This window comes from Mycobacterium sp. URHB0021 (genome assembly GCF_054057895.1).
The window spans coordinates 443,679-468,396 of sequence record NZ_JBSRZT010000002.1 but is presented as its reverse complement, the minus strand read 5'-3'; the positions used below and the strand labels follow the sequence as shown (position 1 = coordinate 468,396).

Genomic DNA, 24,718 nt, shown 5'->3' with positions numbered 1-24,718 from the left:
CGCTTCCCCCTCACGTCGATCGCCGTCCAAGTATCGTGACGGTGCCAAGGTGGCTCAGCTGATGGTGGCGTTGCCGACGCGACCAGAACGGGGCGGGGCCGGAGCCGCTCGGCCGGCGAAATTCAACTCCGGAGAGGACGTCAGATGCAGGGGTTAGTACTGCAGCTGACGCGCGTCGGATTTCTGTTGTTGTTGTGGCTGTTCATCTGGTCGGTGCTGCGGATTTTGCGCACCGACATCTACGCTCCGACGGGCGCGGTGATGGTGCGGCGGGGGCTGGCGCTGCGCGGTTCGTTGCTGCCCAATCGGGGCCGCCGGCACGTGGTGCGCCAACTCATCGTCACCGAAGGGGCGCTGGCCGGCACTCGTATCACGCTGGGCAGTCAGCCCGTACTGATCGGCCGCGCCGACGACTCCACACTGGTGCTCACTGACGACTACGCCTCGACGCGGCACGCCAGACTGTCCCCACGAGGTTCGGAATGGTACGTCGAAGACCTAGGATCGACCAACGGCACATACCTTGACAGGGCGAAGGTGACTACGGCGGTACGGGTTCCGATGGGCACGCCGGTACGAATCGGCAAGACGGTAATCGAGCTGCGCCCGTGACACTGGTGCTCAGGTATGCGGCTCGCAGCGACCGCGGGCTGGTCCGCGCGAACAACGAAGACTCGGTGTACGCCGGTGCCCGTCTGCTCGCCCTTGCCGACGGCATGGGGGGGCACGCGGCCGGTGAGGTCGCCTCCCAGTTGGTGATCGCTGCGCTGGCCCATCTCGACGACGACGAGCCGGGTGGCGATCTGCTGTCCAAGCTCGACTCGGCCGTCCGCGAAGGCAACTCGGCGATCGCCGCACACGTGGAGGCCGACCCCGAACTCGAGGGCATGGGCACCACGCTGACCGCAATCCTCTTCGCGGGCAACAGGCTTGGGCTGGTACACATCGGCGACTCACGGGGCTATCTGCTGCGTGACGGCGAACTCAACCAGATCACCAAGGACGACACCTTCGTCCAGACCCTCGTCGACGAGGGCCGCATCACGCTCGAAGAGGCCCACAGCCATCCGCAGCGGTCGCTGATCATGCGTGCGCTGACCGGCCACGAGGTGGAGCCCACGCTGATCATGCGGGAGGCGCGGGCCGGCGACAGGTACCTGTTGTGCTCGGACGGACTGTCCGACCCGGTGAGCCACGACACCATCCTCGAGGCCATGCAGATCCCCGATGTCGCCGAAAGCGCCGACCGCCTCATCGAATTGGCGCTGCGCGGCGGCGGGCCCGACAACGTCACCGTGGTGGTGGCCGACGTCGTCGACTACGACTACGGACAGACCCAGCCGATCCTGGCCGGCGCCGTATCGGGTGACGACGATCAGGCGGCGCCGCCCAACACCTCGGCGGGGCGCGCCTCGGCCTTCAACCCCCGCCGCAACGCCGCGAAACGCGTCCTGCCCGAACCGGAGGAAGAGCCCCCAAAACGCCCGCGGTCGCGTCGCCGGATTCTCATCGCCTCGGTGCTGCTCGTTCTGGTGGTGTTGACCGGCCTCGCAATCGGCCGCGAAATCGTCCGCAGTAACTACTACGTCAGCGAGCACAACGGCGTGGTCTCGATCATGCGCGGTGTTCAAGGCTCGTTTCTCGGTATCCCACTGCAGGAGCCCTATCTCCTGGGCTGCCTCAACGCCCGCAACGAGTTGTCGCTCATCACCCCGGGGCAGTCCCAAGACGACCTGAACTGCCGGATGCTCGGCACCGACGACATGCGGCCGTCGGAGCGTGCCCAGGTGATCGCCGGCCTGCCCTCGGGGAAGCTCGACGACGCCATCGCGCAAATCGAGGAACTCGCTCACAGTTCGGTGCTGCCCACCTGCGCTGCCCGGACCCCGACCTCGACCCCAACGACGACGACCGCACCCCCACCGCCGCCTCCCGGGCCGCCCGGTTCCCCGGAACCCCCTGGCACAGGCGGGATTCCGCGCCCTTCGAGCGATGCACCCGCGCCCGAGACGCCGACGACGGTGACCGCACTCGCGCCGCCCCCGCCGCCCGGCCCGCCTCCGCCTCCGCCTCCGCCTCCGCCTCCGTCGCCGTCGCCGACCGTCACCGCGCTGCCTCCCCCGCCCCCGCAACCGGGAACGAACTGCCGGGAAGTGTCATGACGACCCGAAGACGAGCGCGAGCGAGGATCGCAGCGAGGAACGAGCGAGGACCGCAGGGAGCGGGAGTCGAGGCATGACGACCCGAAGACGAGCGCGAGCGAGGATCGCAGCGAGGAACGAGCGAGGACCGCAGGGAGCGGGAGTCGAGGCATGACGACCCGAAGACGAGCGCGAGCGAGGATCGCAGCGAGCAACGAGCGAGGACCGCAGGGAGCGGGAGTCGAGGCATGACGACCCGAAGACGAGCGCGAGCGAGGATCGCAGCGAGCAACGAGCGAGGACCGCAGGGAGCGGGAGTCGAGGCATGACGACCCGAAGACGAGCGCGAGCGAGGATCGCAGCGAGCAACGAGCGAGGACCGCAGGGAGCGGGAGTCGAGGCATGACGACGCAGCCCCAGTCTCCGGTCGCCGTGATGCCGCCGCTGCCCAACCGCCGCAACGCCGAACTCTTCCTGCTCGGGTTCGCCACCCTGATCACCACTGTCGCGCTGCTTCTCGTGGAGGCCAACCAGGAGCAGGGTTTGCATTGGGATCTGGCGCAGTACGCCGTGGCCTACCTCGCGCTGTTTCTCGGCGCGCACCTGGCCGTTCGCCGGTTCGCCCCGTATGCCGACCCGCTGCTGCTTCCCGTCGTCGCGCTTCTCAACGGCCTCGGCCTGGTGATGATCCACCGGCTGGACCTCTCCAAGGGCGAACCGACATCGAAGGGCCTGGGCGGCACCGCCAACCAGCAGATGCTGTGGACGCTGCTGGGCGTGGTGGCGTTCTCCCTTGTCGTGATCTTCCTCCGCGACCACCGGATGCTGGCGCGCTACGGCTATGTGTGTGGACTCGTCGGCCTCGTGCTGCTGGCCATTCCCGCCGTGCTTCCCCGCTCGATGTCCGAGCAGAACGGCGCCAAGATCTGGATTGAGCTGCCAGGCTTCTCGATTCAGCCCGCTGAGTTCTCCAAGATCCTGCTGCTGATCTTCTTCGCCGCCGTCCTGGTGGCCAAGCGCAGCCTATTCACAAGCGCGGGTAAACATTTCGTTGGTATGGACCTGCCGCGGCCGCGCGATCTGGCGCCGCTGCTGGCGGCATGGGTCGCCTCGGTCGGGGTGATGATCTTCGAGAAGGACCTCGGTACTTCGCTGCTGCTGTACGCCTCGTTCCTGGTGATGGTGTACATCGCCACCGAACGCTTCAGCTGGGTCGTGCTCGGCATGGTCTTGTTCGCCATGGGAAGTGTTGCAGCGTATTACGTTTTCGATCATGTACGGGTGCGCGTGCAGACGTGGTGGGACCCCTTCGCCGACCCTGAGGGCGCCGGCTACCAGATGGTGCAGTCGCTGTTCAGCTTTGCCACCGGCGGGATCTTCGGCACCGGGCTCGGCAACGGTCAGCCCGCCACCGTGCCCGCTGCATCCACCGACTTCATCATCGCCGCCATCGGAGAGGAACTGGGCCTCGTCGGCCTGGCCGCGGTGCTGATGTTGTACACGATCGTCATCATCCGCGGCCTGCGGACCGCGATCGCGGTCCGCGACAGCTTCGGCAAGCTGCTGGCCGCGGGTCTGGCGTCCACGCTGGCGCTGCAGTTGTTCATCGTGGTCGGCGGCGTCACCAAGCTGATCCCGCTGACCGGGCTGACCACGCCGTGGATGTCGTACGGCGGATCGTCGCTGCTGGCCAACTACGTGCTGCTGGCGATCCTGGTGCGCATCTCGCACGCCGCGCGCCGCCCCATCGTGACCCGGCCGCCGGCCACCCCGATCGCGACGGCCAGCACCGAGGTGATCGAGAAGGTATGAACACCTCGCTGCGCCGCATCTCGGTCACGATCATGGTGTTGATCGTGCTGCTGCTGGCCAACGCCACCTTGACGCAGGTGTTCACCGCCGACGGTCTGAGGTCCGACCCACGGAACCAGCGCGTGCTGCTCGACGAGTACTCGCGCCAGCGCGGCCAGATCTCGGCGGGTGGGCAGCTGCTGGCCTATTCGGTGTCGACGAATGGGCGGTTCCGTTTCCTGCGCGTCTATCCCAATCCACAGGCCTACGCACCGGTGACCGGCTTCTACTCGTTGCGGTATTCGAGCACCGGCCTGGAACGCGCCGAGGACACCATCCTCAACGGCTCCGACCAGCGCCTGTTCGGCCGGCGGCTGGCCGATTTCTTCACCGGCCGCGATCCGCGCGGCGGCAATGTCGCGACGACCATCAATCCGCAGGTGCAGCAGGCCGCGTGGGACGCGATGGAGGATGGGTGCGATGGTCCGTGCAAGGGCGCGGTCGTCGCGCTGGAACCGTCGACGGGCAAGATACTGGCGATGGTCTCGGCGCCGTCCTATGACCCCAACCTGCTGGCCTCCCACGACGTGGACGGGCAGTCGCGCGCCTGGCAGCAGTTGCGAGACAACCCCGACTCGCCGTTGGTCAACCGTGCGATCTCGGAGACCTACCCGCCCGGGTCGACCTTCAAGGTCATCACCACCGCGGCGGCACTGCAGTCCGGTGCCACCGAGAGCACCCAGCTGACCGCGCAGCCCCAGATCCCGTTGCCGGACAGCACCGCAACGCTCGAGAACTACGGCGGCCAGCCCTGCGGCGGCGGGCCGACCGCATCGCTGCGGGACGCGTTCGCGAAGTCCTGCAACACCGCGTTCGTCCAACTCGGCATCAACACCGGTACGGACGCGCTGAAGTCCACCGCCCAGGCCTTCGGCCTCGACACGTCACCTCCGCTGATTCCGCTGCAGGTGGTGGAATCCACCGTCGGGCCGATCCCCGACAAGGCTGCCCTCGGCATCTCGAGCATCGGGCAGAAGGACGTGGCACTGACACCACTGCAGAACGCGCTGGTCGCCGCAACCATCGCGAACAAAGGGGTAACTATGCGGCCGTACCTGGTCGACAGCCTCAAGGGACCCGACCTGGCCAATATCAGCACCAGCGCTCCGCAGGAAGAGCGCCGGGCAGTCTCCCAGCAGGTCGCGGATACACTTACGGACTTGATGGTCGCCGCCGAGCAGGTGACGCAGCAGAAGGGAGCCATCGCCGGCGTGCAGATCGCATCCAAGACCGGCACCGCGGAGCACGGGACAGATCCGCGCAACACCCCGCCGCATGCCTGGTACATCGCTTTCGCTCCAGCTCAGGCACCCAAAGTGGCGGTCGCGGTGCTCGTCGAGAACGGCGGCGACAGGCTCTCTGCCACCGGGGGTGCGGTCGCTGCCCCCATCGGTCGCGCCACCATCGCCGCGGCGTTGCGGGAGCGCTCATGAGCTTTCGGAGACGACTGCGAGTGAGGATCGCAGCGAGGGCCGACGAGCGCTTGCGTGAAGAGCAGACGGCGCACGAGCGAGGACCGGTGGGCCCACGCCCGCAGGGCAGGGGTCGAGTGGGAGTCGAGACATGAGCCCACGCGTGGGAGTGACCCTTTCCGGCCGGTACCGCCTGCAGCGGTTGATCGCCACCGGCGGTATGGGCCAGGTGTGGGAAGGCGTGGACTCCCGGCTCGGCCGCCGGGTCGCGATCAAGGTGCTCAAGGCCGAGTACTCCACCGACCCGGAGTTCGTCGAACGGTTCCGGGCCGAGGCCCGCACGGTCGCGATGCTCAACCACCCCGGCATCGCCAGCGTGTACGACTACGGCGAGACCGAGATGGACGGCGAGGGCCGCACCGCCTACCTGGTGATGGAACTGGTCAACGGCGAGCCACTGAACTCGGTCATCAAACGCTCCGGCCGGTTGTCGCTGCGGCACGCGCTCGACATGCTCGAGCAGACCGGCCGCGCGCTTCAGGTCGCACACACCGCCGGCCTGGTCCACCGGGACGTCAAACCCGGCAACATCCTCATCACGCCAACCGGGCAGGTGAAGCTCACCGACTTCGGCATCGCCAAGGCCGTCGACGCGGCGCCGGTCACACAGACCGGCATGGTGATGGGCACCGCCCAGTACATCGCGCCGGAGCAGGCGCTCGGTCACGACGCCACCGCGGCCAGCGATGTCTATTCGCTGGGAGTGGTCGGCTACGAGTCTGTTTCGGGTAAACGGCCCTTCACCGGAGACGGCGCCCTGACGGTGGCGATGAAGCACATCAAGGAGACCCCGCCCCCGCTGCCCGCGGATCTGCCGCCCAATGTTCGCGAGCTCATCGAGATCACCCTGGTGAAGAACCCGGGCAACCGGTACCGCTCCGGTGGTCCGTTCGCCGACGCGGTGGCCGCGGTGCGGTCCGGTCGTCGGCCACCGCGCCCGAACCAGGCGCCGTCCATCGGTCGAGCCACCCCTGCGGCGGTGCCGTCGGCCGCACAGGCCCGCGCCGCCGCGGACCTCACCGGCCGCGCCCCCGCCCCCGCGACCGCCGCCCGCGTCAGGGCCAACACCGGCGTCCACCGTCCCGCACCGCCGCCGCGACGCACGTTCTCGTCGGGCCAGCGGGCGCTGCTGTGGGCGGCCGGGGTGCTCGGCGCGCTGGCGATCGTGATTGCGATCCTCATCGTCCTGAACGCCCAGGATCGCAAGGACAAGGAAAGCCCTCAACCCACCGTCACCAACACCATCACCCAGACGACGCCCTTCCAATCGCCTGCCGCCCTGCCCGCACCTGGTTGGACGCGGCAGGGGTCCATCGGTCATGGTGGGGAGAACATCGGGGTTCCCCGACTTGACGCGCCGGCGTCGCCCGCAGCGTGGCGGGGGATACCCGCCGCCCCAGAACAGACAGCAGGATGACCACCCCACAGCACCTGTCCGACCGGTACGAACTCGGCGAAATCCTCGGCTTCGGCGGCATGTCCGAAGTCCATTTGGCGCGCGATCTGCGGCTTCATCGCGATGTGGCGATCAAGGTGTTGCGTGCCGACCTGGCCCGCGACCCCAGCTTCTACCTGCGTTTCCGTCGCGAAGCCCAGAACGCCGCCGCGCTGAACCACCCCGCGATCGTCGCGGTGTACGACACCGGCGAGGCGGAGACGCCCACGGGCCCGTTGCCCTACATCGTGATGGAGTACGTCGACGGGGTCACCCTGCGCGACATCGTGCACACCGAGGGGCCGATGCCGCCGAAGCGCGCCATCGAGGTGATCGCCGACGCCTGCCAGGCCCTGAACTTCAGCCATCAGCACGGCATCATCCACCGCGACGTCAAGCCCGCCAACATCATGATCAGCAAGGCCGGCGCGGTGAAGGTGATGGACTTCGGCATCGCCAGGGCGCTGGCCGATGCCAACAGCGTCACCCAGACCGCGGCGGTCATCGGCACAGCGCAGTACCTGTCGCCCGAACAGGCCCGCGGCGAGAAGGTCGACGCACGTTCCGACGTCTACTCGCTGGGTTGTGTGCTCTACGAGATCCTCACGGGCGAACCACCTTTCGTCGGCGACTCGCCGGTAGCGGTGGCCTACCAGCACGTCCGGGAGGACCCCGTGCCGCCGTCGCAGCGCCACACCGGGATCTCGCCGGAGCTCGACGCCGTGGTGCTCAAGGCCCTGGCCAAGAACCCCGACAACCGATATCAGACCGCCGCCGAGATGCGCTCGGACCTGGTGAAGGTGCACAGCGGGGAGCCGCCGGACGCGCCGAAGGTGCTGACCGACGCGGAACGCACGTCCCTGCTGTCGTCGACACCGCCGCATCGGGCCGAACCCGTCGACCATCTGCCGCGCCAGCAGACACAGTACGCCGAGCGGGAGCGCAGCGGTTCGGTGGGCCGCTGGCTGATCGCCGTCGCGGTCCTCGCCGTGCTGACCGTGGTGGTGACGCTGGCGATCAACGTGTTCGGTGGCAACACCCGCGATGTGCAGGTGCCCGACGTCAGCAACCTGGTGTCGGCCGATGCGATCGCGTCATTGCAGAACAAGGGGTTCAAGACCCGCACGCTGCAGAAACCGGACTCCACGGTGCCGCCCGACCACGTCATCGGCACCGACCCGCAGGCCAACTCGTCCGTCGGCGCGGGCGATGAGATCACCATCAGCGTGTCCACCGGTCCTGAGCAGCGCGAGGTGCCGGACTGCAGCAACAACCTCACCTACGCCGAGTGCGTGGAGAAGCTCAAAGAGGCCGGGTTCGGCAAGTTCACCCAGGCCGGAAATGCGTCGACGCCGGAGATGAAGGACAAGGTGCTGGCCACCAACCCGCCGGCGAACCAGACGTCGGCGATCACCAATGAGATCACCATCGTGGTGGGCACGGGGCCGGCCACCGCGCCGGTGCCCGAACTCAAGGGTCAGACCATCGAGAGCGCCACACAGATCCTGAACGCGTCGGGATTCAGCAGGATCGTGCCCGTGCCGATCGATGGAACCGCGCCCAACGGACAGGTGCTCGGCACGAATCCGTCTGGTGGACAGACGGCTCCGCAGGACACGTTGATCCAGGTGCAGGTGTCGCAGGGCAACCAGTTCATCATGCCCGACCTGACCGGGATGTTCTGGACCGATGCCGAACCACGCCTGCGGGCGCTCGGCTGGACCGGCGGTCTGGACAAGGGTGCCGACGTGCAGGACAGCGGGCAGAAGACCAATGCCGTGGTCAGTCAGAGTCCGTCGGCCGGCACCGGTGTCAACTTCGGGGCGCGGATCACGCTGAATTTCGCGTCGTAGCGGCTGCCACGGCGTCGGCGACCTCCTCCTCGAGCCGGCGAACGAGGCCCTCGGCCGGCGCGGTGCCGCAGTAGGACAGCCAGTTGGCCAGCATCCGGTGGCCACCCTGGGTGAGGATCGACTCGGGGTGGAACTGCACGCCGTGGATCGGCAGTTCGACGTGGCGCACACCCATGATGACGCCGCCCTCGGTGCGCGCGATGACTTCCAGTTCCGCGGGAACGGTATCCGGCAGGATCGTCAGCGAGTGATACCGCGTCGCCGTGAAGGGATCGGGAAGGCCTTGTAGCACGCCGGCATTGGCGTGGTGGACGGTGCTCGTCTTGCCGTGCAGAAGCTCGGGTGCGCGGTCGACGGTGCCGCCGAAGGCCACCCCGATCGCCTGGTGTCCGAGGCACACCCCCAGCAGCGGAGTCTCCGCCGCGGCGCAAGCCCGCACCAGCGGGATGGACGCGCCCGCACGTTCGGGGGTGCCGGGCCCGGGGCTGAGCAGGACTCCGTCGAACTGCTCGGCGGCCTTGGCGACATCGGCCTCGGTGGCGAGGCGTCCGTCGTCGTTACGCCAGACGTCCGCCTTGACGCCGAGCTGGCCCAGGTACTGGACCAGGTTGAACACGAAGCTGTCGTAGTTGTCGACCACCAAGACCTGCATCCGGCCAGGTTACTGGGTCGTTCCCGCAAAGACTCAATAGCCGATCGGCCCGATGGGCTTGGCGAAGCGCATCCGCACCGGCTCGCTGTGCCCGACGAGGTGGACCTCCGTGCGGGGCTCCTCGGTGTAGCCCAGGCCGAACCGCACCACGTACTGCTTGTAGAGCGTGACGAACGGGGCGCCGGCCAGCGCGGCCTGCATCGCGCCCGCGTCCCCGATCGCGGTGATGACATACGGCGGGCTGTAGGTGCGGCCGTTGAGCAGCAGGGTGTTGCCCACACACCGCGGCGCCGAGGTGCCGATGATCCGTTGATCCTGCATCTGGATGCCCTCGGCGCCCGCGCTCCAGAGGGCGTTGAGGACCGCCTGGATGTCCTGCTGGTGGACCACCAGGTCGTCAGGGGAGGCGTCGCGAGGGAACCGGCCCTCCGCGTCGCGCTGGGCGTCGTTGAGCGTCACCACGAGGCCGGGTCCTCGCATCGGGTCGAGGCCCGCGTCGACGGCCAGCTTGTCCGAGCGCCTGGTGATGGCCGCCAGCGCGGCGTCGGCCCCGGGCGAGCCGCCGTGGTGGGTGTCGATCGTTGTCACCAGCGAGTCCCGCTCTGCGTTGAGCCGATCGACCGAGTGCTGGGTCTCGCGCACCAGGTCAACCAGGCGGGGAGCGTCGCTGCGGCGAATCTCGCTGCCACCGGAGACGCCGTGGGTCGCCGCCAGCAGCAGCCCGGCCAGCAGGCAGACTACGGGGACACCGAAACGCCAGACGGTGCGGCGCCGGCCCGTCCGCGCCTGCGGTTGGTCCATCGGCCTGCCTCCAAGGATTCGGGCCTGACAGCCAGGCTGAGTTAGGCTCGTGGCTACATCGTCGCACCGTGTGCCCCCGAATATCCGCGAAGGTCCCCATGCCCAAGTCCAAAGTCCGCAAGAAGAACGACTTCACCATCAATCCGGTGAGCCGGACCCCTGTCAAGGTCAAGGCCGGCCCGTCCGGCACGTGGTTCGTGGTGCTGTTCTGCGGGCTGATGTTGCTCGGCCTGGTGTGGCTGCTGGTCTTCCAGTTGGCGGGGGGCGGTCCCGACGCTCCGAGCTTCCTCACATGGATGGCGAATCTGAAGGCCTGGAATTACGCGATCGCGTTTGCCTTCATGATCACGGGGTTGTTGCTCACAATGCGCTGGCGGTAGCGGCGGTCACCACAGATATGAATTTATCTTGGACTCCGTGCGTTACCCGTTTGGCAACCTTGCGGTCACCGGATCACACTGATGTGATTCATCCCCATTGGGGATAGCACCTGTGGATAACCTCATTAGCAACGGTAAAAGGGTGTTATCAGACCGTGCAGCAAACTAACTGGGGTCCGCCCGTGCTCGGGCTCGCAGGGTGTGCCGTAGCCGGTGTGATCTTGGCTGTCGGGGCTGTGACCCTGATCACAGACCCTCCCGGCCGCATCCTGATCGGGATTGCCGCCGCAGGACTACTTGCGTTTGCAAGCCTCTCGTGGCGGGCCCGGCCGAAGCTGGCAATCAGTGACAACGGTCTGATCGTCGGCGGCTGGTCTCGCCCCAGCCTGCTGCAGCGCAGCGACATCAAGCTCATTCGCATCACCGAATTCCGCCGGATCGCGCGCAAGGTCCGGCTGCTCGAGATCGATACGAGCGACGATCGGCTACTGGTGTTCACCCGCTGGGACCTGGGCACCGACCCACTGAACGTCCTCGACGCCCTCACGGCCGCCGGTTACGCCGGCTCGCATCCGTGATCACGGCTTCGTGATTACAGTGGCGCCGGTTGCCAACGCGCCGAACTCGCTAGGAGACGGTGACTGACTCGATCACCACTGCATCCGTCGGCCGGTCGCCGCGATCGACCGCAGTGGTCGCGATGGTGTCGACGACTTTCTGCGACTCGGGATCGACGACCTCGCCGAAGATGGTGTGCTTCCGATTCAGGTGCGGTGTCTTCCCGACGGTGATGAAGAACTGCGAGCCGTTGGTGCCCGGCCCCGCGTTCGCCATGGCCAGCAGATACGGCTTGTCGAACTGCAACTCAGGGTGAAACTCGTCCTCGAACTGATACCCGGGGCCGCCGCGACCGGTGCCGGTCGGGTCGCCGCCCTGAATCATGAATCCGTCGATGACGCGGTGGAAGACCGCGCCGTCGTAGAACGGGCCGGAGGCGCTGCCCGAGGCGTTCTCGGCGCTGTAGTCCTTGGTGCCCTGCGCGAGACCGACGAAGTTGGCGACGGTCTTGGGGGCGTGGTTTCCGAAGAGTGCGATCTTGATGTCGCCGCGGTTCGTGTGCAGAGTCGCGGTCGCTGTCTGAATGGGGCTCGTCACGGGATGTCAGTGTGCCACGCTCGCTTCGACGCCCAACCGGGCACCGCCGCGTCACCGATGATGGCAGGCTTGGTAGCGATTTCATCGACGTTGCAGAAAGGTGCGCCATGACCTCGAAGTCGGATGTCCGGTTGACCTCGGGCCAGCGGCTTGGCCGCGGTCTCAAGTACTCCACGGTCGGACCGGTTGACGTCGCTGTGGGCGCCCTCGGGCTCGGCCTGAACTCGGCCCACTCGTCGGCCACGTGGGTCGGCAATCGTTATCGCAAGAGCTGGGTGGCCCGGCAACTGCGGGCGGAGCTCTCGGCCGCACATGACACGCTGGCGCAGGAGCTCGCCGCCGCGCAGGAGGTGTTGTCGAGCCTTCCGCAGGCGCTGCAGGAGGTGCGTAAGTCCCGGCGCCGGAGTCGCCGACCGCTGTTCATCGCCGCGGTCGCGGGGGTGGTGGTGCTGGCCGGGGGAGCGGTGGCGTTCTCCGTCATCCGTAGGTCGTCACACCGAGAGCCGTCCGTCGCGAGCCAGTCGCGGCCGCCCAGCGTCGACATCGCCCCCAAACCATAGTTTGCTGCGGTGAATCGCGATGGCCGTCTCCGTCTTTGACCTCTTCTCGATCGGTATCGGGCCATCCAGCTCGCACACGGTCGGGCCGATGCGCGCCGCAGGCCGGTTCGCACGACATCTGGCCGCCGACGGCCTGCTGCCCAGCGTCGAGCGCGTCCGCATCGAGCTGTACGGGTCCCTTGGCGCGACCGGTGCCGGCCACGGTACGCCAGGAGCCGTCGTTCTCGGGCTGGAGGGCTGCGAGCCCGAGACCGTCGATCCCGCCGTCGCACGGGCCCGCGTCGAGGAGATCAACGCGGGGCGAAAGCTGCGTCTCGGCGGCACCCACATCGTCGACTTCGATTCGGCTGGCGACATTCTTTTGTCGTTGCACGCCATGGACTTTCACAGCAACGGGATGGTGTTCCTGGCATACGGCGACGGTGGCGAACCGCTGACCCGGCGGGTGTACTACTCGGTGGGTGGCGGCTTCGTCGTCGACGAGCAGGCGGCAGTCGCGGACGAGCGCGTGGACGAGGCCGTGCCCTACCCGTTCAACACCGCCGTCCAGTTGGTGGCACTGGCGACCGAAAAGGGCTGCAGCATCGCGGCGTTGATGGCCGCCAACGAGGCGGTGCTCGCCCGCCGGCCCGATCTCCGCACGGGGATTCTGCGCATCTGGGCGGCGATGCGCGAATGCGTGGATACCGGCTTGACTGCGCACGGGACGCTGCCCGGCGCATTGCACGTCCGGCGTCGCGCACGTTTGCTGGCGGCCGCGCTGCAGGCCACACCGGATGACCCGCTGTACGCGATGGACTGGGTGACGGTCTACGCGCTGGCCGTCAACGAGGAGAACGCGGGCGGCGGACGGGTGGTGACGGCGCCGACCAATGGAGCCGCCGGGGTGATTCCCGCTGTGCTGCACTACTACTGGCGGTTCGTGCCGGACGCCACCGAAGACGGCATCGTCGAGTTCCTCTTGACGGCAAGCGCGATCGGGCAGCTGTTCAAGGCGAACGCGTCGATATCCGGAGCGGCGGTCGGCTGCCAGGGCGAGGTCGGTTCGGCCTGCTCGATGGCGGCCGCCGGACTGGCCGCGGTGATGGGCGGAACACCGCAGCAGGTCGAGAACGCCGCCGAGATCGGGATCGAGCACAACCTGGGACTGACCTGTGATCCGGTCGGTGGCCTGGTGCAGATTCCGTGCATCGAACGCAACGCGGTGGCATCGGTCAAGGCGATCACCGCGGCCAGAATGGCAATGCACGGCGACGGCACCCATCACGTCAGCCTCGACACCGCGATCAAGACGATGCGCGACACCGGTGCAGACATGGCCGACAAGTACAAGGAGACGTCGCGGGGCGGACTCGCCCTCAACGTTGTCGAGTGTTAAGGCGGCGAACGCCAGGCTGCCGCGCAGTCGCAATCCGCCGTCAGAGACAGTAGATGTGCCCAAACGGGCCGAAGAAGCAGTCCGGCCCTGATCCGTCGCCCTGTGCGCCAGGTCCGCCGCCGTCTTGCACCGGGCTGTGGCCGCGATCTTGCTGCCACGGCGTCCCCGCGGCGCCGGGCGCGGCTGGATTGGCGTTCGCGACGCCTACCCCGAGTCCGAGGGCGGTGAAGCCCAGTGCGCCGCTGATCGCTGCTCCGGCGATGATTTTTTTGAGATTCACTGCGCGCCACTCCCTCTCTGAACTCCCCGCAGATTGGAACGCGCCCTGGTTCCCATTAATGCCCTGTGTCGGCGATGTCATTCAGAGGGGGGCGACGGGTGGAATCACCCATCCGTCGGCCGATCAACCAGAGATGCCGGCTGATCTGATTGTGTACTTGTGGAGCCTAGGAGATTCGAACTCCTGACATCTGCCTTGCAAAGGCAGCGCTCTACCAACTGAGCTAAGGCCCCTTGTGCCGGTCAGGACGGCGCGTCGGCCGCCACGTGCCAGACCTCGACGTCGTGCCGAGATTTCCAGACCGCGGCGGCGACAGCCGCGGTGATCCCCACAACGAGCAGAAACATCAGCCTCAAGGTATGCACCCTTCCGTGGGGCTAGGAGGACTCGAACCTCCGACCTCTTCGTTATCAGCGAAGCGCTCTAACCGCCTGAGCTATAGCCCCGAAATCCGCACTGGACCGAGCGACGAGATTACCGCAATCGCAGGCTCCGGCCCAAACCCGCCGTCGCGAAGAGTGATGTGACCTAGTCGCGATCCGCCAACGTCACTTCGATGCCGCCGACCAGATCGGTCGTCAGGTTGTAGATGAACGCCGCGGCGGTAGCCATTGCAGTCAACAGCACGATGTTCACCAAGCCGACCAATGCCGCGCCACCGAAGATGGTGCCGCTGGACACCAACTCTGCGCCGCTGCCGCTGGCGCTGGTGAGCAGATCGCCCACGTTGCTGTTCAGCTTGCTCCACACACCCATGCCGCCGAGCACCAAATACAGGAACGCGACGGCGATCATCCAGACGAAGAACAGCGCCACCGAGAGCACCAGCGACACCTTCAGCGTGCTCCACGGGTCGACGCGGCGGATCTGCATGCTCGCCCGCACCGGACCCTTGTGACGGGTGGCCGCCGCCTGGACGCGGCTGGTGGTGGCGGTCGACCTGCTCGCGGGCTCCGAGGTGGTGCGTTCGGTGCCGGGCTGGCGCTGCTGAGGTGGGCGGGGAACCGGTCCCGACAGGTCAGGCAACTCACTCGCGTAGGCCTCCGGCCGGGCTGCCTCGGGCCGGCCCGCCTCGGAGCGCTCCGGACGCTCGGTGCGTTCCGGACGCTCGGCGCGCGCCGGACTGTCCGACTCCTGCGCCATGGCGGCCGAGCCGGACATGAACCGGTTCAACCTGGAGTCCAGGCCCTGCGCATGAGCCGTCGACGTCTCGCTGCGCGACGAGTCCGTACGCGCAAGGGGTTCGGTCGGCTTGCGCAGGGACTGCCCTTTCGTCCGGCCCGCCGGCCCGCGCTGCCACGGCGGAACATCGGCGAGCGAGCCGCCTTCGCGCGCCGGGCCGGACGACCCGGAGGCGGAGCCGTTGGCGCCGCCGGCCCCGTCGCCTGCGCGGGGGTATCCGGGCTCGTTCGGTGAACTCACCTACGGCTCCTCACTGGTCACGAGGCTTGTCTACTCGCCGAGGTCGGTGTTGACCTCGTCGGTGCTGTCGCCTTCCTCGGCATTGCGCGCAACAGCAATCAGTGTGTCGCCCTCGCCGAGGTTCATCAAGCGAACTCCCTTAGTCTGCCGTCCGGCCTTCCGCACCTGACGTGCGGCAGTCCGGATGACCCCCCCACCGGAGGTGATGGCGTACAACTCTGTGTCGTCGTCGACGATCAGCGCACCGACCAGACTGCCACGTTTGCGGTCGTACTGGATCGTGAGGATGCCTTTGCCGCCGCGGCCCTGGACCGTGTACTCCTCGATCGCGGTGCGCTTGGCGTAGCCGCCCGCCGTCGCGACCAGTAGATACGTGCCCTCGCGGACCACGTTCAGTGACAGTAGCTTGTCTTCTTCGTTGAATCGCATGCCCTGCACGCCCGAGGTGGCGCGCCCCATCGGACGCAGTGCCTCGTCGGTCGCCGAGAACCGGATCGACTGCCCCTTGGCCGACACCAGTAGCAGATCCTCGTCGGCCGAGCAGAGCACCGCGCCGACCAGCTCGTCACCGTCGCGCAGATTGACCGCGACGATGCCGCCGGAGCGGTTCGAGTCGAAGTCGGTCAGCTTGGATTTCTTCACCAGGCCGTTACGGGTGGCCAGCACCAGATACGGCGCGTCCTCGTAACTCTGGATCTGGATGACCTGGGCGATGCGCTCCTCGGGCTGGAAGGCCAGCAGGTTCGCGACGTGCTGACCGCGTGCGGTCCGCGACGCCTCCGGCAAGTCGTACGCCTTGGCGCGATACACCCGGCCCTGCGTGGTGAAAAACAGGATCCAGTCGTGCGTCGAGCAGACGAAGAAGTGGTTGACGATGTCGTCCTGCTTCAGCCCTGCGCCCTGTACGCCCTTGCCGCCGCGCTTCTGGCTGCGATAGAGGTCGGTCTTGGTGCGCTTGGCGTAGCCGGTCTCGGTGATGGTCACGACCACGTCCTCGCGGGCGATCAGATCCTCGTCAGCGACCTCGCCGTCGGCGGCGATGATCCGCGTCCGCCGCTCGTCGCCGTGCTTGTCGACGATCTCCTTGAGTTCGTCGTGCACGATGGCCCGCTGCCGCTCCGGCTTGGCCAGGATGTCTTCCAGGTCGGCGATCTCGGCCTCGATCTTGGCCAGGTCGTCGACAATGCGCTGGCGTTCCAGGGCGGCCAGGCGACGCAGCTGCATGTCGAGGATGGCCTGCGACTGGATCTCGTCGATATCGAGCAGCTCGATCAGGCCCTGCCGTGCGACGTCAACGGTCTCGGACGCGCGGATCAACGCGATCACTTCGTCGAGGGCGTCGAGCGCCTTGACCAGCCCGCGCAGGATGTGGGCCCGTTCGTTGGCCTTGCGCAGCCGGTAGGTGGTACGCCGGACGATGACGTCGAGTTGATGTACGACGTAGTACCGGATCAGCTGGTCGAGCCGCAGCGTGCGGGGCACGCCGTCGACGATGGACAGCATGTTGGCGCCGAAGCTGGTCTGCAGCTGAGTGTGCTTGTAGAGGTTGTTCAGCACCACCTTGGCCACGGCATCGCGCTTGAGTTCGACCACGATGCGCAGACCGACACGGTCGCTGCTCTGGTCCTCGATGTTGGAGATGCCGTTGAGCTTTCCGTCGCGGACCTGCTCGGCGATCGAGGTGATGAAGTTGTCGTGGTTGACCTGATACGGCAGCTCGGTGATCACGATTCCGGTGCGGCCGCGGCTGTCCTCTTCGATCTCCACCACGCCACGCATCCGGATCGAACCGCGGCCGGTGTTGTAGGTATCGGAAATCCCCTGCGAGCCGACGATCAACCCATGTGTGGGGAAGTCGGGACCCTTGACGCGCTCGGTGACCGCGGCCAACGTGGCCTCTTCATCGGCGTCGTAGTTGTCCAGGCACCAGTACACCGCCTCGGCGAGCTCACCGAGATTGTGCGGGGGGATGTTGGTGGCCATGCCGACGGCGATACCGCCCGAACCGTTGGCGAGCAGATTGGGGAACCGGCTCGGAAGAACCGTCGGCTCCTGCACTCGCCCGTCATAGTTCGGGATGAAATCGACTGTCTCCTCGTCGATTTCGCGGAGCATCTCCATCGCCAGCGGCGTCAGTCGGGCTTCCGTGTTGTGACTGACGAAACCGTTGGTGATGTACGCGTGGTCGGCCGTGTCAACTCGGAGGCTGTAGACCGGCTGCACGCCTGCGTCAGTCACCGACGAGACGCGCGCATAGGAAAATCGACCGTCGGTGAGTTCGGTCTCGATGGCACGCACATCGGGGTCGGATCCGTACCGCTCCCTGAACACGCCGAGAGTACGGCTTATGACGGAATTTGACCGATTTTCATCACAATTCGTACTGTCGGCGTGCATCACCGCGATGTCGCCGGGCCGAATCTCTTCGATCAGTTTCCACAGCAGCGTCGGCACGCCCGCCAGGTCCACCAGACACAGAAGTGGGTGGTTCCCCGTCCCGGTGACCGTGTACCCCTCAACGGTGTGCACCGAATACGTCTGGTGCTCACCCGAATGGAACAACCGGTCCGCGAGCACCGGATTGCCGTGTCGATCAAGAACTTTGAGTTCAATGACGTTATCGGAATTCGGCTGAGCATCCGGCACGATGTCGGCGATCGAAACCGTGCCGCAATCCTGCAGGGAGACCGCCGCATCGCCGGTGACGCAGTACCTCATGGCGGCCGGCGGGTCGTTGCCCGGTGAACCGAAGTTACCCTGGCCGTCGACCAGTGGGTACCGCAGCGACCACGGCTGCGCCATCCGGACCAGGGTGTCGTAGATCGACGAATCACCGTGCGGGTGATAGTTACCCATCGTCTCGGCGACCGAGCGCGCCGACTTGGCATGCCCGCGGTCCGGCCGGAAACCGGAGTCGAACATCGCATAGAGCACACGGCGGTGCACCGGCTTCAGGCCGTCGCGAACCTCCGGCAACGCGCGGCCCACGATCACGCTCATCGCGTAATCGATGTAACTGCGCTGCATCTCCTGCTGGATGTCGACCGGTTCGATGCGGTCGCCGGCTTCGTCGCCAGGGGGCAACGTGGTGTCAGTCATGTTGTGTCAGCCCTAATCGGTTGTCAGAACTCAATCGCAATACGTCTTAAACATCCAAGAAGCGAACGTCTTTGGCGTTGCGCGTGATGAAACTGCGTCGTGCCTCTACGTCCTCGCCCATCAGGATCGAGAACAGCTCGTCGGCCGCGGCCGCATCGTCCAGCGTGATCTGGCGCAACACCCTTACCGACGGATCCATGGTGGTCTCCCACAGTTCCTTGGCGTCCATCTCGCCGAGACCCTTGTAGCGCTGGATGCCGTCTTCGGTGTTGATCCGCTTGCCCGCGGCCCGACCGGTCTCCAACAGACCATCGCGTTCGCGGTCGGAGTAGGCGAATTCGGGATCGCTGCGCTGCCACTTCAGCTTGTAGAGCGGCGGCTGCGCGAGGAACACGTGGCCGTTCTCGATGAGCGGCTTCATGAATCGGAACAACAGCGTCAACAACAGCGTGGAGATGTGCTGGCCGTCGACGTCGGCGTCGGCCATCAGCACGATCTTGTGGTACCGCAGTTTGGTGAGATCGAACTCGTCGTGAATGCCCGTGCCCAGCGCGGTGATGATGGCCTGGACTTCGGTGTTCTTCAGCACCCGGTCGATGCGGGCCTTCTCGACGTTGATGATCTTGCCGCGCAATGGAAGTATCGCCTGGAACATCGAGTCGCGGCCGCTCTTGGCCGAGCCACCGGCCGAGTCGCCCTCGACGACGTACAACTCTGACTTCCGCGGATCGGTGGACCGGCAGTCGGCGAGCTTGCCGGGCAGGCCGCCGATGTCGGTCGCGCTCTTGCGACGCACCAGTTCGCGGGCCTTACGGGCGGCGATTCGCGCCTGCGCCGACGAGACCGCCTTGTTCACAACGGTTTTCGCTTCGGCCGGGTTGGCTTCGAACCAGTGGCTGAGCTGTTCGTTGCAGATCTTCTGCACGAACGACTTCACCTCGGTGTTGCCGAGTTTGGTCTTGGTCTGCCCCTCGAACTGCGGCTCGGACACCTTCACGGAGATGACGGCGGCCAGTCCCTCGCGGATGTCGTCGCCGGTGAGGTTGGCGTCCTTCTCCTTGAGCAGCTTCTTGTCCTTGGCGTACTTGTTGACCACCGTGGTCAACGCCGCCCGGAAGCCCTCCTCGTGGGTGCCGCCCTCGTGGGTGTTGATCGTGTTGGCGAAGGTGTGCACGGACTCGGAATAGCCGGCGTTCCACTGCATGGCCACCTCGATCTCGTGCCCCTCGCCCTTTCCGGAGAAGTCGACGATGCTCTGGTGGATCGGGGTTTTCGTCCGGTTGATGTGCTTGACGTAGTCGACCAGACCGCCGGGGTAATGGAAGGTGCGGTTCTTCACCTTGTGCGGGCTTGCCGCCTCGGCGGCCTTCTCTTCAGCCGACTTCGGCGCTTCGGCGGTATCGCTGACCACCTCGTCGACCACTTGGTCGGCAGTGACGCGCTCATCGGAGAGGGTGATGGTCAGCCCCTTGTTGAGGAACGCCATCTCTTGCAACCGTCGAGCCACCGTCTCGAAGTCGTAGTACGTGGTTTCGAAGATGTTCGGGTCGGCCCAGAACCGGACGGTGGTTCCCGTCTTCCTGGTGGTCGCGCCTTCTTTCAGCGTGCCGGGCACAGCGTGGTCATAGAACTGGTGCCACTCGTGGCCATCGCGGGAGATGTCCACCTCCAGCCGGGTCGACAGCGCGTTCACGACGGAGACACCCACCCCGTGCAGGCCGCCACTGACGTTGTAGCCGCTGTTCTCACCACCGAACTTTCCGCCGGCGTGCAGCTGGGTCATGACGACGTCGACGGTCGGCGCCCCACTGGCGTGCATCTCGACCGGGATCCCGCGGCCGTCGTCGCTGACCTCGACACCGCCGTCCTCGAGGATCCGGACGCCGACCTTCTGGGCGTAGCCCGCCATGGCCTCGTCGACGGCGTTGTCCACCACCTCCCACACCAGATGGTGCAGGCCGCGCTCGCCGGTGGAGCCGATATACATGCCTGGACGTTTGCGGACCGCCTCCAATCCTTCGAGGACGGTGATCGCGCTGGCGCCATATTCTTTCTTCTTCGCAGCAGCCACAGGCGGAAGCTTCCCTACTTTCTGGTGGGATGGGGCTCTGGCGGTACTCGTCACCGCCGGCAAGTCATGCGACCAGTCTACCGTTAAGCGCTGTCAGGACCGACTCTGAGGCGGCGTTTCCACATAGCTATTCGCGCCGTCTGTGGAATTTCTCGATCAGAGGTGCGTCAAGACGCTTGAGAAACAGCCTCGCTTCGTTGTGGTGGCTCTCAGCCAACCACGATCCCGGCGGCTATCCGTACGTGTCACGGGGCCCGCGACCCGCAATGTGGTAGGCGCCCTTGCGCCACGACGGGCCCACCGGGCCGACGATTTTCAGCGAGTCGACCACGCCGTCACCCACCGCGGCGGCGATCTTGGCGAGCAGTTGCGCCTGCACCATTCGTAGTTGGGTGGCCCATGCCGTCGATTCCGCCGACACCGTCAGGACGCCCTCGTTGAGCGTTGTCGGAGTGGCGTGCGCGGCGATCTGCTCACCCACCACGGCCGGCCATCGTCCGAACACCGACCCCTCCGCGACCCGGCCCGACCACCCGCGGGTCTTCGCCAGATCGCTCGTCACCGCCCCCAACAGTTGTGGATCCCGGCCGTCGGGCCCGGGCCCCGACCACCGCCGACGACTGGTGCCGGCCACCCGACGCGACGACGACGCGCGGCCGCGACCCACGTCTTTCCCCTGCGTCCGCGCGGCGCCGCGGGCCTCCTCCAGAGTGCGCCGCACCAGGTCCATGCCGGCGAGCGCACCGAGATACGGCGGCGGTCCCTGTTCGGTGTTGTCGATGTCGTCGTCTGTCATGGGTTCACCATCGAGGTCCGGCCGGCGTCGTCGTCACGCATCGCGATCTCGATTCTGCGGGCATCCCAATCGCGGGGAATGTCATCGTGCACCGCGGCGGTGACGAGCACCTGCTCTGCTGACGCGGCGACGCTGGCCAGCGCCTGCCGCCTGGCGTTGTCGAGCTCGGCGAACACGTCGTCGAGCAGCAGCACCGGATCACCCCCGTCGGAACGCAACAACTCGTAGGCCGCGAGCCGCAGCGCCAACGCCATCGACCACGACTCCCCATGGCTGGCAAAGCCTTTCGCCACCTGATCGCCCAGACGCAATTCCAGGTCGTCGCGGTGGGGACCAACCAGGCAGACTCCACGCTCGAGTTCGGCCGCACGCCGACGCGCCAGCGCATCAAGCAGTGCGGCTTCGAATATCTCGGCGCTGTCGTTGCCGCCGGACGCCTCCTCTTCGACGATCTCTACCCCGCTGCGGTAGCGGATCGCCGCCGGACGCGACGCCGGCGCGAGTAACTGGTACGCCTTCTCCACCTCCGCTGCCAGGTGGTTGACGAGGCTGACGCGCGCGGCGATCAGTTGTGCCCCGTGCGCGGCGAGATGGCCGTCCCACACGTCCAGGGTGTCGAGGACACTGTGGTCACCGCGGTGGCGCGCGCCCGACGCCGTCTTCAACAGCGCAGTGCGCTGCCGGAGCACCTTGTCGTAATCCGCACGCACCGCCGCCACCTGGGGCCGCCTCGTGGTCGCGAGTTCGTCGAGATATCGCCGCCGTTCACTGGGATCGCCACGAACCAGGGCCAAATCCTCGGGAGCGAACAACACCGCGCGCAGAACGCCCAACACTTCGCGTGCCGCACGGACGGGGGAGCGGTTCAGTCGCGCCTTGTTGGCCCGGCCCGGATTGATCTCCAGATCGATGGCGAGTTCGCGACCGTCACTCACCACAATGGTCGAGACGACCGCCCGCTCGGCGCCGGCCCGGATCAACGGCGCATCAGATGCTACCCGGTGAGATCCGAGAGTTGCCGAATACCACAGCGCCTCAATGAGGTTCGTCTTTCCGAAACCATTCGGGCCGACGAAGACCGTACGACCGGGTTCGACATCGAGTTCGATCCGCGCCCACGAACGAAAATCGGTCAGCGCCAGGTGACGGACGTACACCTATCCCGACTCGCTGATCCTCTTGACGGCATGGCCCCCGAATTGGTTGCGCAACGCGGCCACCGCCTTCATGGTCGGCGAGTCGTCCTGCCTCGACAGGAAGCGCGCGAACAATGCGGCGGCGATGCTCGGTACCGGGACGCGCAGCCGGATGGCCTCCTCGACGGTCCACCGACCCTCGCCGGAATCGTCTGTGTAGCCAGTGATCTCGGCCAGCTTCGGATCTTCTTTGAGCGCCTTGGCCAGCAGTTGCTGCAGCCAGGAACGGACCACCGTGCCATTCGTCCACGCCTGGTACACGGCCTGCGGATCCTCGATCAGGTCCTCCGCGGCCAGCATCTCGTACCCCTCGGCATATGCCGTCATCAACGCGTACTCGATGCCGTTGTGCACCATCTTCGCGAAATGGCCCGCACCGACCTGCCCCGCATGCACAAACCCGTCCTCCCGCGGTCCGGGCGATCGCAACGTGTCGAAGATCGGCATGGCGCGCTCCACGGCTTCGGCGCTGCCGCCGACCATCAGGCCGTAACCCTCTTTCAGGCCCCAGATTCCACCCGACACTCCGGCGTCGATGAACCCGACCCCCTTCTGGTCGAGGAGCTTGGCGTGCGGCCCGTCTTCCGTGTAGCGGGAGTTACCTCCGTCGATGACCAGATCGCCCGCGCTCAATACGCCGGCGAGGGTGGTGATTGTTTCGTCGGTGATCGGACCCGAGGGCACCATTACCCAGACCACCCGCGGCGCCTCGAGCGCCTCGGCCAGTGCCGCCAGGGTCGGAACGTCTGTCACTTCCGGGCGCGGGTCGTAGCCGATCACTTCGTGGCCGCCCTCACGCAGGCGTTCCCGCATGTTGAAACCCATTTTGCCCAAGCCGACCAGACCCATTTGCATGTGCGCGCCTCTTTCGTGGCGGTAAGGCCGGTCAGCCCGGGAGCCGTACCGGCATCAACAGATAGACGTAGTCGGTCTGGGCCGCCGGGAACGGGCCGCCTGCTCCGACACTTCCATCATCCTCACCCGCCGGGCGCAACACCGCGGGACGGCTAGGTGTCGTGAAACCGAACGTGACCCGCTCGGAGTGCAGCGATCCCAGCCCATCCGTCAGATAAGTGGGATTGAACGCGATGGTCAGCGGGTCACCAGAGAACTCGACCGGGAGATCCTCTTCCGCGCGGCCGACGTCGTCGGCGCCGGCCGCCAGCCGTAGCACGTCGTCGGCGAACTCCATCCGCACCTGCGCCCCACGGTCGGCGACCAGCGCGACACGTTTGATCGCCTCGGTCAGTTCGGCGACACCGATGGTCGCGATCGCGGTGTGCTCGCTCGGCAGCAGCTGACGGAACTTCGGAAATTCCGCGTCCAGCAGTCGTGTGGTGCTGCGCTTGCCCTCGCTGCGAATTCCGAGCAGGCCTTCCTTGCCCACCGCCGCTCCGGCGCCCAGCGACAGATGCACGTCGGTGCCATCGGAACCCGCCTTGGCGGCTTCGGCCAACGTCTTGGCCGGCACCAGCACCGCCGCTTCGACGTCCGCAGACGCCGTGGACCAGGTCAACTCGCGGACCGCGAGCCGGAACCTGTCGGTGGCCGCCAGAACGACCTTCTCCCCGGAAATCTCGACACGGATACCCGTGAGCATCGGCAACGTGTCATCGCGACCGGCAGCGACAGCGACCTGACCGATCGCCTCGGCGAACAGCGCCGAGGAAACGACACCCGTTTCGTCGGGAAGCGTGGGTAGCGTCGGGTAATCCTCCACGGCCATCGTCGGCAGCGAGAATCGGGCGCTGCCGCACGTCAACGACACCCTGGTGCCTTCGACGCTGACGTCGACCGGTTTTGCCGGCAAAGCCCGCGTGATGTCCGAGAGCAACCGACCCGACACCAAAACGCTACCAGGCGAGGCTATTTCGGCAGCCACCTGGACCTCGGCCGACACTTCGTAGTCGAATCCCGAGATTGTCAGCCCATCGTCTGACCCTGTGAGCAGCACGCCCGCCAGAACGGGGACGGTGGGCCTGGTCGGGAGATTTCGGGCCACCCATGCGACTGCATCGGCGAAGTCTTCGCGTACCAGTCGGAATTTCAAATCGGTGAGACCAGCCGTTGTCGTCGCCACGTCCATAGCGTCCCTTCGATCACCATCACAATAAGCGCTAAGCAGCGGTTTCCCGGTTTGTCACCACGCCCCACCAGGATGCGCTGGGGCGACCGT

20 protein-coding genes, 2 tRNA genes and 1 pseudogene are annotated in these 24,718 nt (G+C 66.6%); 10 read left to right on the top strand and 13 right to left on the bottom strand.

Annotated features, from left to right (window positions below; genetic code table 11):
• The first annotated feature begins 144 nt into the window (after positions 1-144).
• The 6 genes from ACVWWN_RS04355 (at position 145) to pknB (ending at position 8,752) form a co-directional block, all read left to right on the top strand.
• On the top strand, positions 145-612 hold the full coding sequence (locus ACVWWN_RS04355) for an FHA domain-containing protein FhaB/FipA (protein WP_457142793.1): 468 nt from the start codon (positions 145-147) through the stop codon (positions 610-612).
• Positions 609-2,162: a PP2C family protein-serine/threonine phosphatase gene (locus ACVWWN_RS04350; RefSeq protein ID WP_457142792.1), complete on the top strand. Its 1,554-nt coding sequence runs from the start codon at positions 609-611 to the stop codon at positions 2,160-2,162. The genes ACVWWN_RS04355 and ACVWWN_RS04350 overlap by 4 nt, the downstream gene beginning before the upstream one ends.
• A 381-nt stretch (positions 2,163-2,543) precedes the next feature.
• On the top strand, positions 2,544-3,953 hold the full coding sequence (locus ACVWWN_RS04345; protein ID WP_457142791.1) for an FtsW/RodA/SpoVE family cell cycle protein: 1,410 nt from the start codon (positions 2,544-2,546) through the stop codon (positions 3,951-3,953).
• Positions 3,950-5,425 (top strand): D,D-transpeptidase PbpA, encoded by a 1,476-nt coding sequence (gene pbpA / locus ACVWWN_RS04340; RefSeq protein WP_457142790.1) that lies wholly within the window; start codon positions 3,950-3,952, stop codon positions 5,423-5,425. The genes ACVWWN_RS04345 and pbpA overlap by 4 nt, the downstream gene beginning before the upstream one ends.
• Positions 5,426-5,555: 130 nt before the next feature.
• On the top strand, positions 5,556-6,881 hold the full coding sequence (locus ACVWWN_RS04335) for a protein kinase domain-containing protein (RefSeq protein ID WP_457142789.1): 1,326 nt from the start codon (positions 5,556-5,558) through the stop codon (positions 6,879-6,881).
• Positions 6,878-8,752 (top strand): Stk1 family PASTA domain-containing Ser/Thr kinase, encoded by a 1,875-nt coding sequence (gene pknB, locus ACVWWN_RS04330; protein ID WP_457142788.1) that lies wholly within the window; start codon positions 6,878-6,880, stop codon positions 8,750-8,752. The genes ACVWWN_RS04335 and pknB overlap by 4 nt, the downstream gene beginning before the upstream one ends.
• Here pknB and ACVWWN_RS04325 read toward each other — a convergent pair.
• Together ACVWWN_RS04325 and ACVWWN_RS04320 are read right to left on the bottom strand one after the other, a co-directional pair.
• The gene (locus ACVWWN_RS04325; protein WP_457142787.1) at positions 8,730-9,404 is read right to left on the bottom strand and encodes an aminodeoxychorismate/anthranilate synthase component II; all 675 of its coding nucleotides are present in this window, start codon (positions 9,402-9,404) and stop codon (positions 8,730-8,732) included. The genes pknB and ACVWWN_RS04325 overlap by 23 nt on opposite strands.
• A gap of 33 nt (positions 9,405-9,437) precedes the next feature.
• Complete coding sequence (locus ACVWWN_RS04320) at positions 9,438-10,205, bottom strand: DUF881 domain-containing protein (RefSeq protein WP_457142786.1); 768 nt, start codon at positions 10,203-10,205, stop codon at positions 9,438-9,440.
• 98 nt (positions 10,206-10,303) lie between these two features.
• Between ACVWWN_RS04320 and crgA the strand changes: the two genes are divergently transcribed.
• Positions 10,304-10,585, top strand: a complete 282-nt coding sequence (crgA, locus tag ACVWWN_RS04315; RefSeq protein WP_457142785.1) for a cell division protein CrgA — start codon at positions 10,304-10,306, stop codon at positions 10,583-10,585.
• 155 nt (positions 10,586-10,740) lie between these two features.
• Positions 10,741-11,163, top strand: a complete 423-nt coding sequence (locus tag ACVWWN_RS04310) for a PH domain-containing protein (protein WP_457142784.1) — start codon at positions 10,741-10,743, stop codon at positions 11,161-11,163.
• Between the two features lie 49 nt (positions 11,164-11,212).
• Here the strand turns inward: ACVWWN_RS04310 and ACVWWN_RS04305 are convergent, their stop codons facing one another.
• Positions 11,213-11,740, bottom strand: a complete 528-nt coding sequence (locus ACVWWN_RS04305; protein ID WP_457142783.1) for a peptidylprolyl isomerase — start codon at positions 11,738-11,740, stop codon at positions 11,213-11,215.
• Between the two features lie 107 nt (positions 11,741-11,847).
• On the opposite strand from ACVWWN_RS04305, the gene cwsA reads away from it, so the two are divergent.
• Both cwsA and ACVWWN_RS04295 read left to right on the top strand, forming a co-directional pair.
• The gene (cwsA, locus tag ACVWWN_RS04300) at positions 11,848-12,300 is read left to right on the top strand and encodes a cell wall synthesis protein CwsA (RefSeq protein ID WP_457142782.1); all 453 of its coding nucleotides are present in this window, start codon (positions 11,848-11,850) and stop codon (positions 12,298-12,300) included.
• 19 nt (positions 12,301-12,319) lie between these two features.
• Positions 12,320-13,678: an L-serine ammonia-lyase gene (locus tag ACVWWN_RS04295; RefSeq protein WP_457142781.1), complete on the top strand. Its 1,359-nt coding sequence runs from the start codon at positions 12,320-12,322 to the stop codon at positions 13,676-13,678.
• Between the two features lie 40 nt (positions 13,679-13,718).
• Here ACVWWN_RS04295 and ACVWWN_RS04290 read toward each other — a convergent pair whose 3' ends face one another.
• From ACVWWN_RS04290 to dnaN, 10 genes and pseudogenes are all read right to left on the bottom strand, one after another.
• A complete protein-coding gene (locus ACVWWN_RS04290) occupies positions 13,719-13,958 on the bottom strand; it encodes a hypothetical protein (RefSeq protein ID WP_457142780.1) in 240 nt (79 codons plus the stop codon).
• Between the two features lie 160 nt (positions 13,959-14,118).
• A tRNA-Ala gene (locus tag ACVWWN_RS04285) sits at positions 14,119-14,191 on the bottom strand.
• A gap of 139 nt (positions 14,192-14,330) precedes the next feature.
• Positions 14,331-14,404: transfer RNA gene (locus tag ACVWWN_RS04280), tRNA-Ile, on the bottom strand.
• Positions 14,405-14,486: 82 nt separating this feature from the next.
• Positions 14,487-15,380, bottom strand: a complete 894-nt coding sequence (locus ACVWWN_RS04275; protein ID WP_457142779.1) for a DUF3566 domain-containing protein — start codon at positions 15,378-15,380, stop codon at positions 14,487-14,489.
• Between the two features lie 30 nt (positions 15,381-15,410).
• Complete coding sequence (gyrA, locus tag ACVWWN_RS04270) at positions 15,411-18,479, bottom strand: intein-containing DNA gyrase subunit A (RefSeq protein ID WP_457142778.1); 3,069 nt, start codon at positions 18,477-18,479, stop codon at positions 15,411-15,413.
• A 46-nt stretch (positions 18,480-18,525) separates the two neighbouring features.
• Complete coding sequence (gene gyrB / locus ACVWWN_RS04265) at positions 18,526-20,550, bottom strand: DNA topoisomerase (ATP-hydrolyzing) subunit B (RefSeq protein ID WP_457142777.1); 2,025 nt, start codon at positions 20,548-20,550, stop codon at positions 18,526-18,528.
• 232 nt (positions 20,551-20,782) lie between these two features.
• Complete coding sequence (locus tag ACVWWN_RS04260; protein WP_457142776.1) at positions 20,783-21,346, bottom strand: DUF721 family protein; 564 nt, start codon at positions 21,344-21,346, stop codon at positions 20,783-20,785.
• Positions 21,343-22,503: a DNA replication/repair protein RecF gene (gene recF, locus ACVWWN_RS04255; RefSeq protein ID WP_457142775.1), complete on the bottom strand. Its 1,161-nt coding sequence runs from the start codon at positions 22,501-22,503 to the stop codon at positions 21,343-21,345. Before recF ends, ACVWWN_RS04260 begins: the two co-directional genes overlap by 4 nt.
• Positions 22,504-23,412, bottom strand: a pseudogene (gene gnd, locus ACVWWN_RS04250) (phosphogluconate dehydrogenase (NAD(+)-dependent, decarboxylating)); the annotation flags it as partial.
• A 16-nt stretch (positions 23,413-23,428) separates the two neighbouring features.
• Positions 23,429-24,628 (bottom strand): DNA polymerase III subunit beta, encoded by a 1,200-nt coding sequence (gene dnaN, locus ACVWWN_RS04245; protein ID WP_457142774.1) that lies wholly within the window; start codon positions 24,626-24,628, stop codon positions 23,429-23,431.
• Positions 24,629-24,718: the final 90 nt, after the last annotated feature.

What these genes read in the sequence shown, in the direction of transcription:
- dnaN (WP_457142774.1), bottom strand. Translation starts at nt 24,628, where the DNA reads ATGGACGTGGCGACGACAACGGCTGGTCTCACCGATTTGAAATTCCGA.
- ACVWWN_RS04320 (WP_457142786.1), bottom strand. Translation starts at nt 10,205, where the DNA reads ATGGACCAACCGCAGGCGCGGACGGGCCGGCGCCGCACCGTCTGGCGT.
- gyrA (WP_457142778.1), bottom strand. Translation starts at nt 18,479, where the DNA reads ATGACTGACACCACGTTGCCCCCTGGCGACGAAGCCGGCGACCGCATC.
- ACVWWN_RS04345 (WP_457142791.1), top strand. Translation starts at nt 2,544, where the DNA reads ATGACGACGCAGCCCCAGTCTCCGGTCGCCGTGATGCCGCCGCTGCCC.
- ACVWWN_RS04325 (WP_457142787.1), bottom strand. Translation starts at nt 9,404, where the DNA reads ATGCAGGTCTTGGTGGTCGACAACTACGACAGCTTCGTGTTCAACCTG.
- pknB (WP_457142788.1), top strand. Translation starts at nt 6,878, where the DNA reads ATGACCACCCCACAGCACCTGTCCGACCGGTACGAACTCGGCGAAATC.
- ACVWWN_RS04355 (WP_457142793.1), top strand. Translation starts at nt 145, where the DNA reads ATGCAGGGGTTAGTACTGCAGCTGACGCGCGTCGGATTTCTGTTGTTG.
- ACVWWN_RS04260 (WP_457142776.1), bottom strand. Translation starts at nt 21,346, where the DNA reads ATGACAGACGACGACATCGACAACACCGAACAGGGACCGCCGCCGTAT.
- ACVWWN_RS04295 (WP_457142781.1), top strand. Translation starts at nt 12,320, where the DNA reads ATGGCCGTCTCCGTCTTTGACCTCTTCTCGATCGGTATCGGGCCATCC.
- pbpA (WP_457142790.1), top strand. Translation starts at nt 3,950, where the DNA reads ATGAACACCTCGCTGCGCCGCATCTCGGTCACGATCATGGTGTTGATC.
- cwsA (WP_457142782.1), top strand. Translation starts at nt 11,848, where the DNA reads ATGACCTCGAAGTCGGATGTCCGGTTGACCTCGGGCCAGCGGCTTGGC.
- crgA (WP_457142785.1), top strand. Translation starts at nt 10,304, where the DNA reads ATGCCCAAGTCCAAAGTCCGCAAGAAGAACGACTTCACCATCAATCCG.
- ACVWWN_RS04335 (WP_457142789.1), top strand. Translation starts at nt 5,556, where the DNA reads ATGAGCCCACGCGTGGGAGTGACCCTTTCCGGCCGGTACCGCCTGCAG.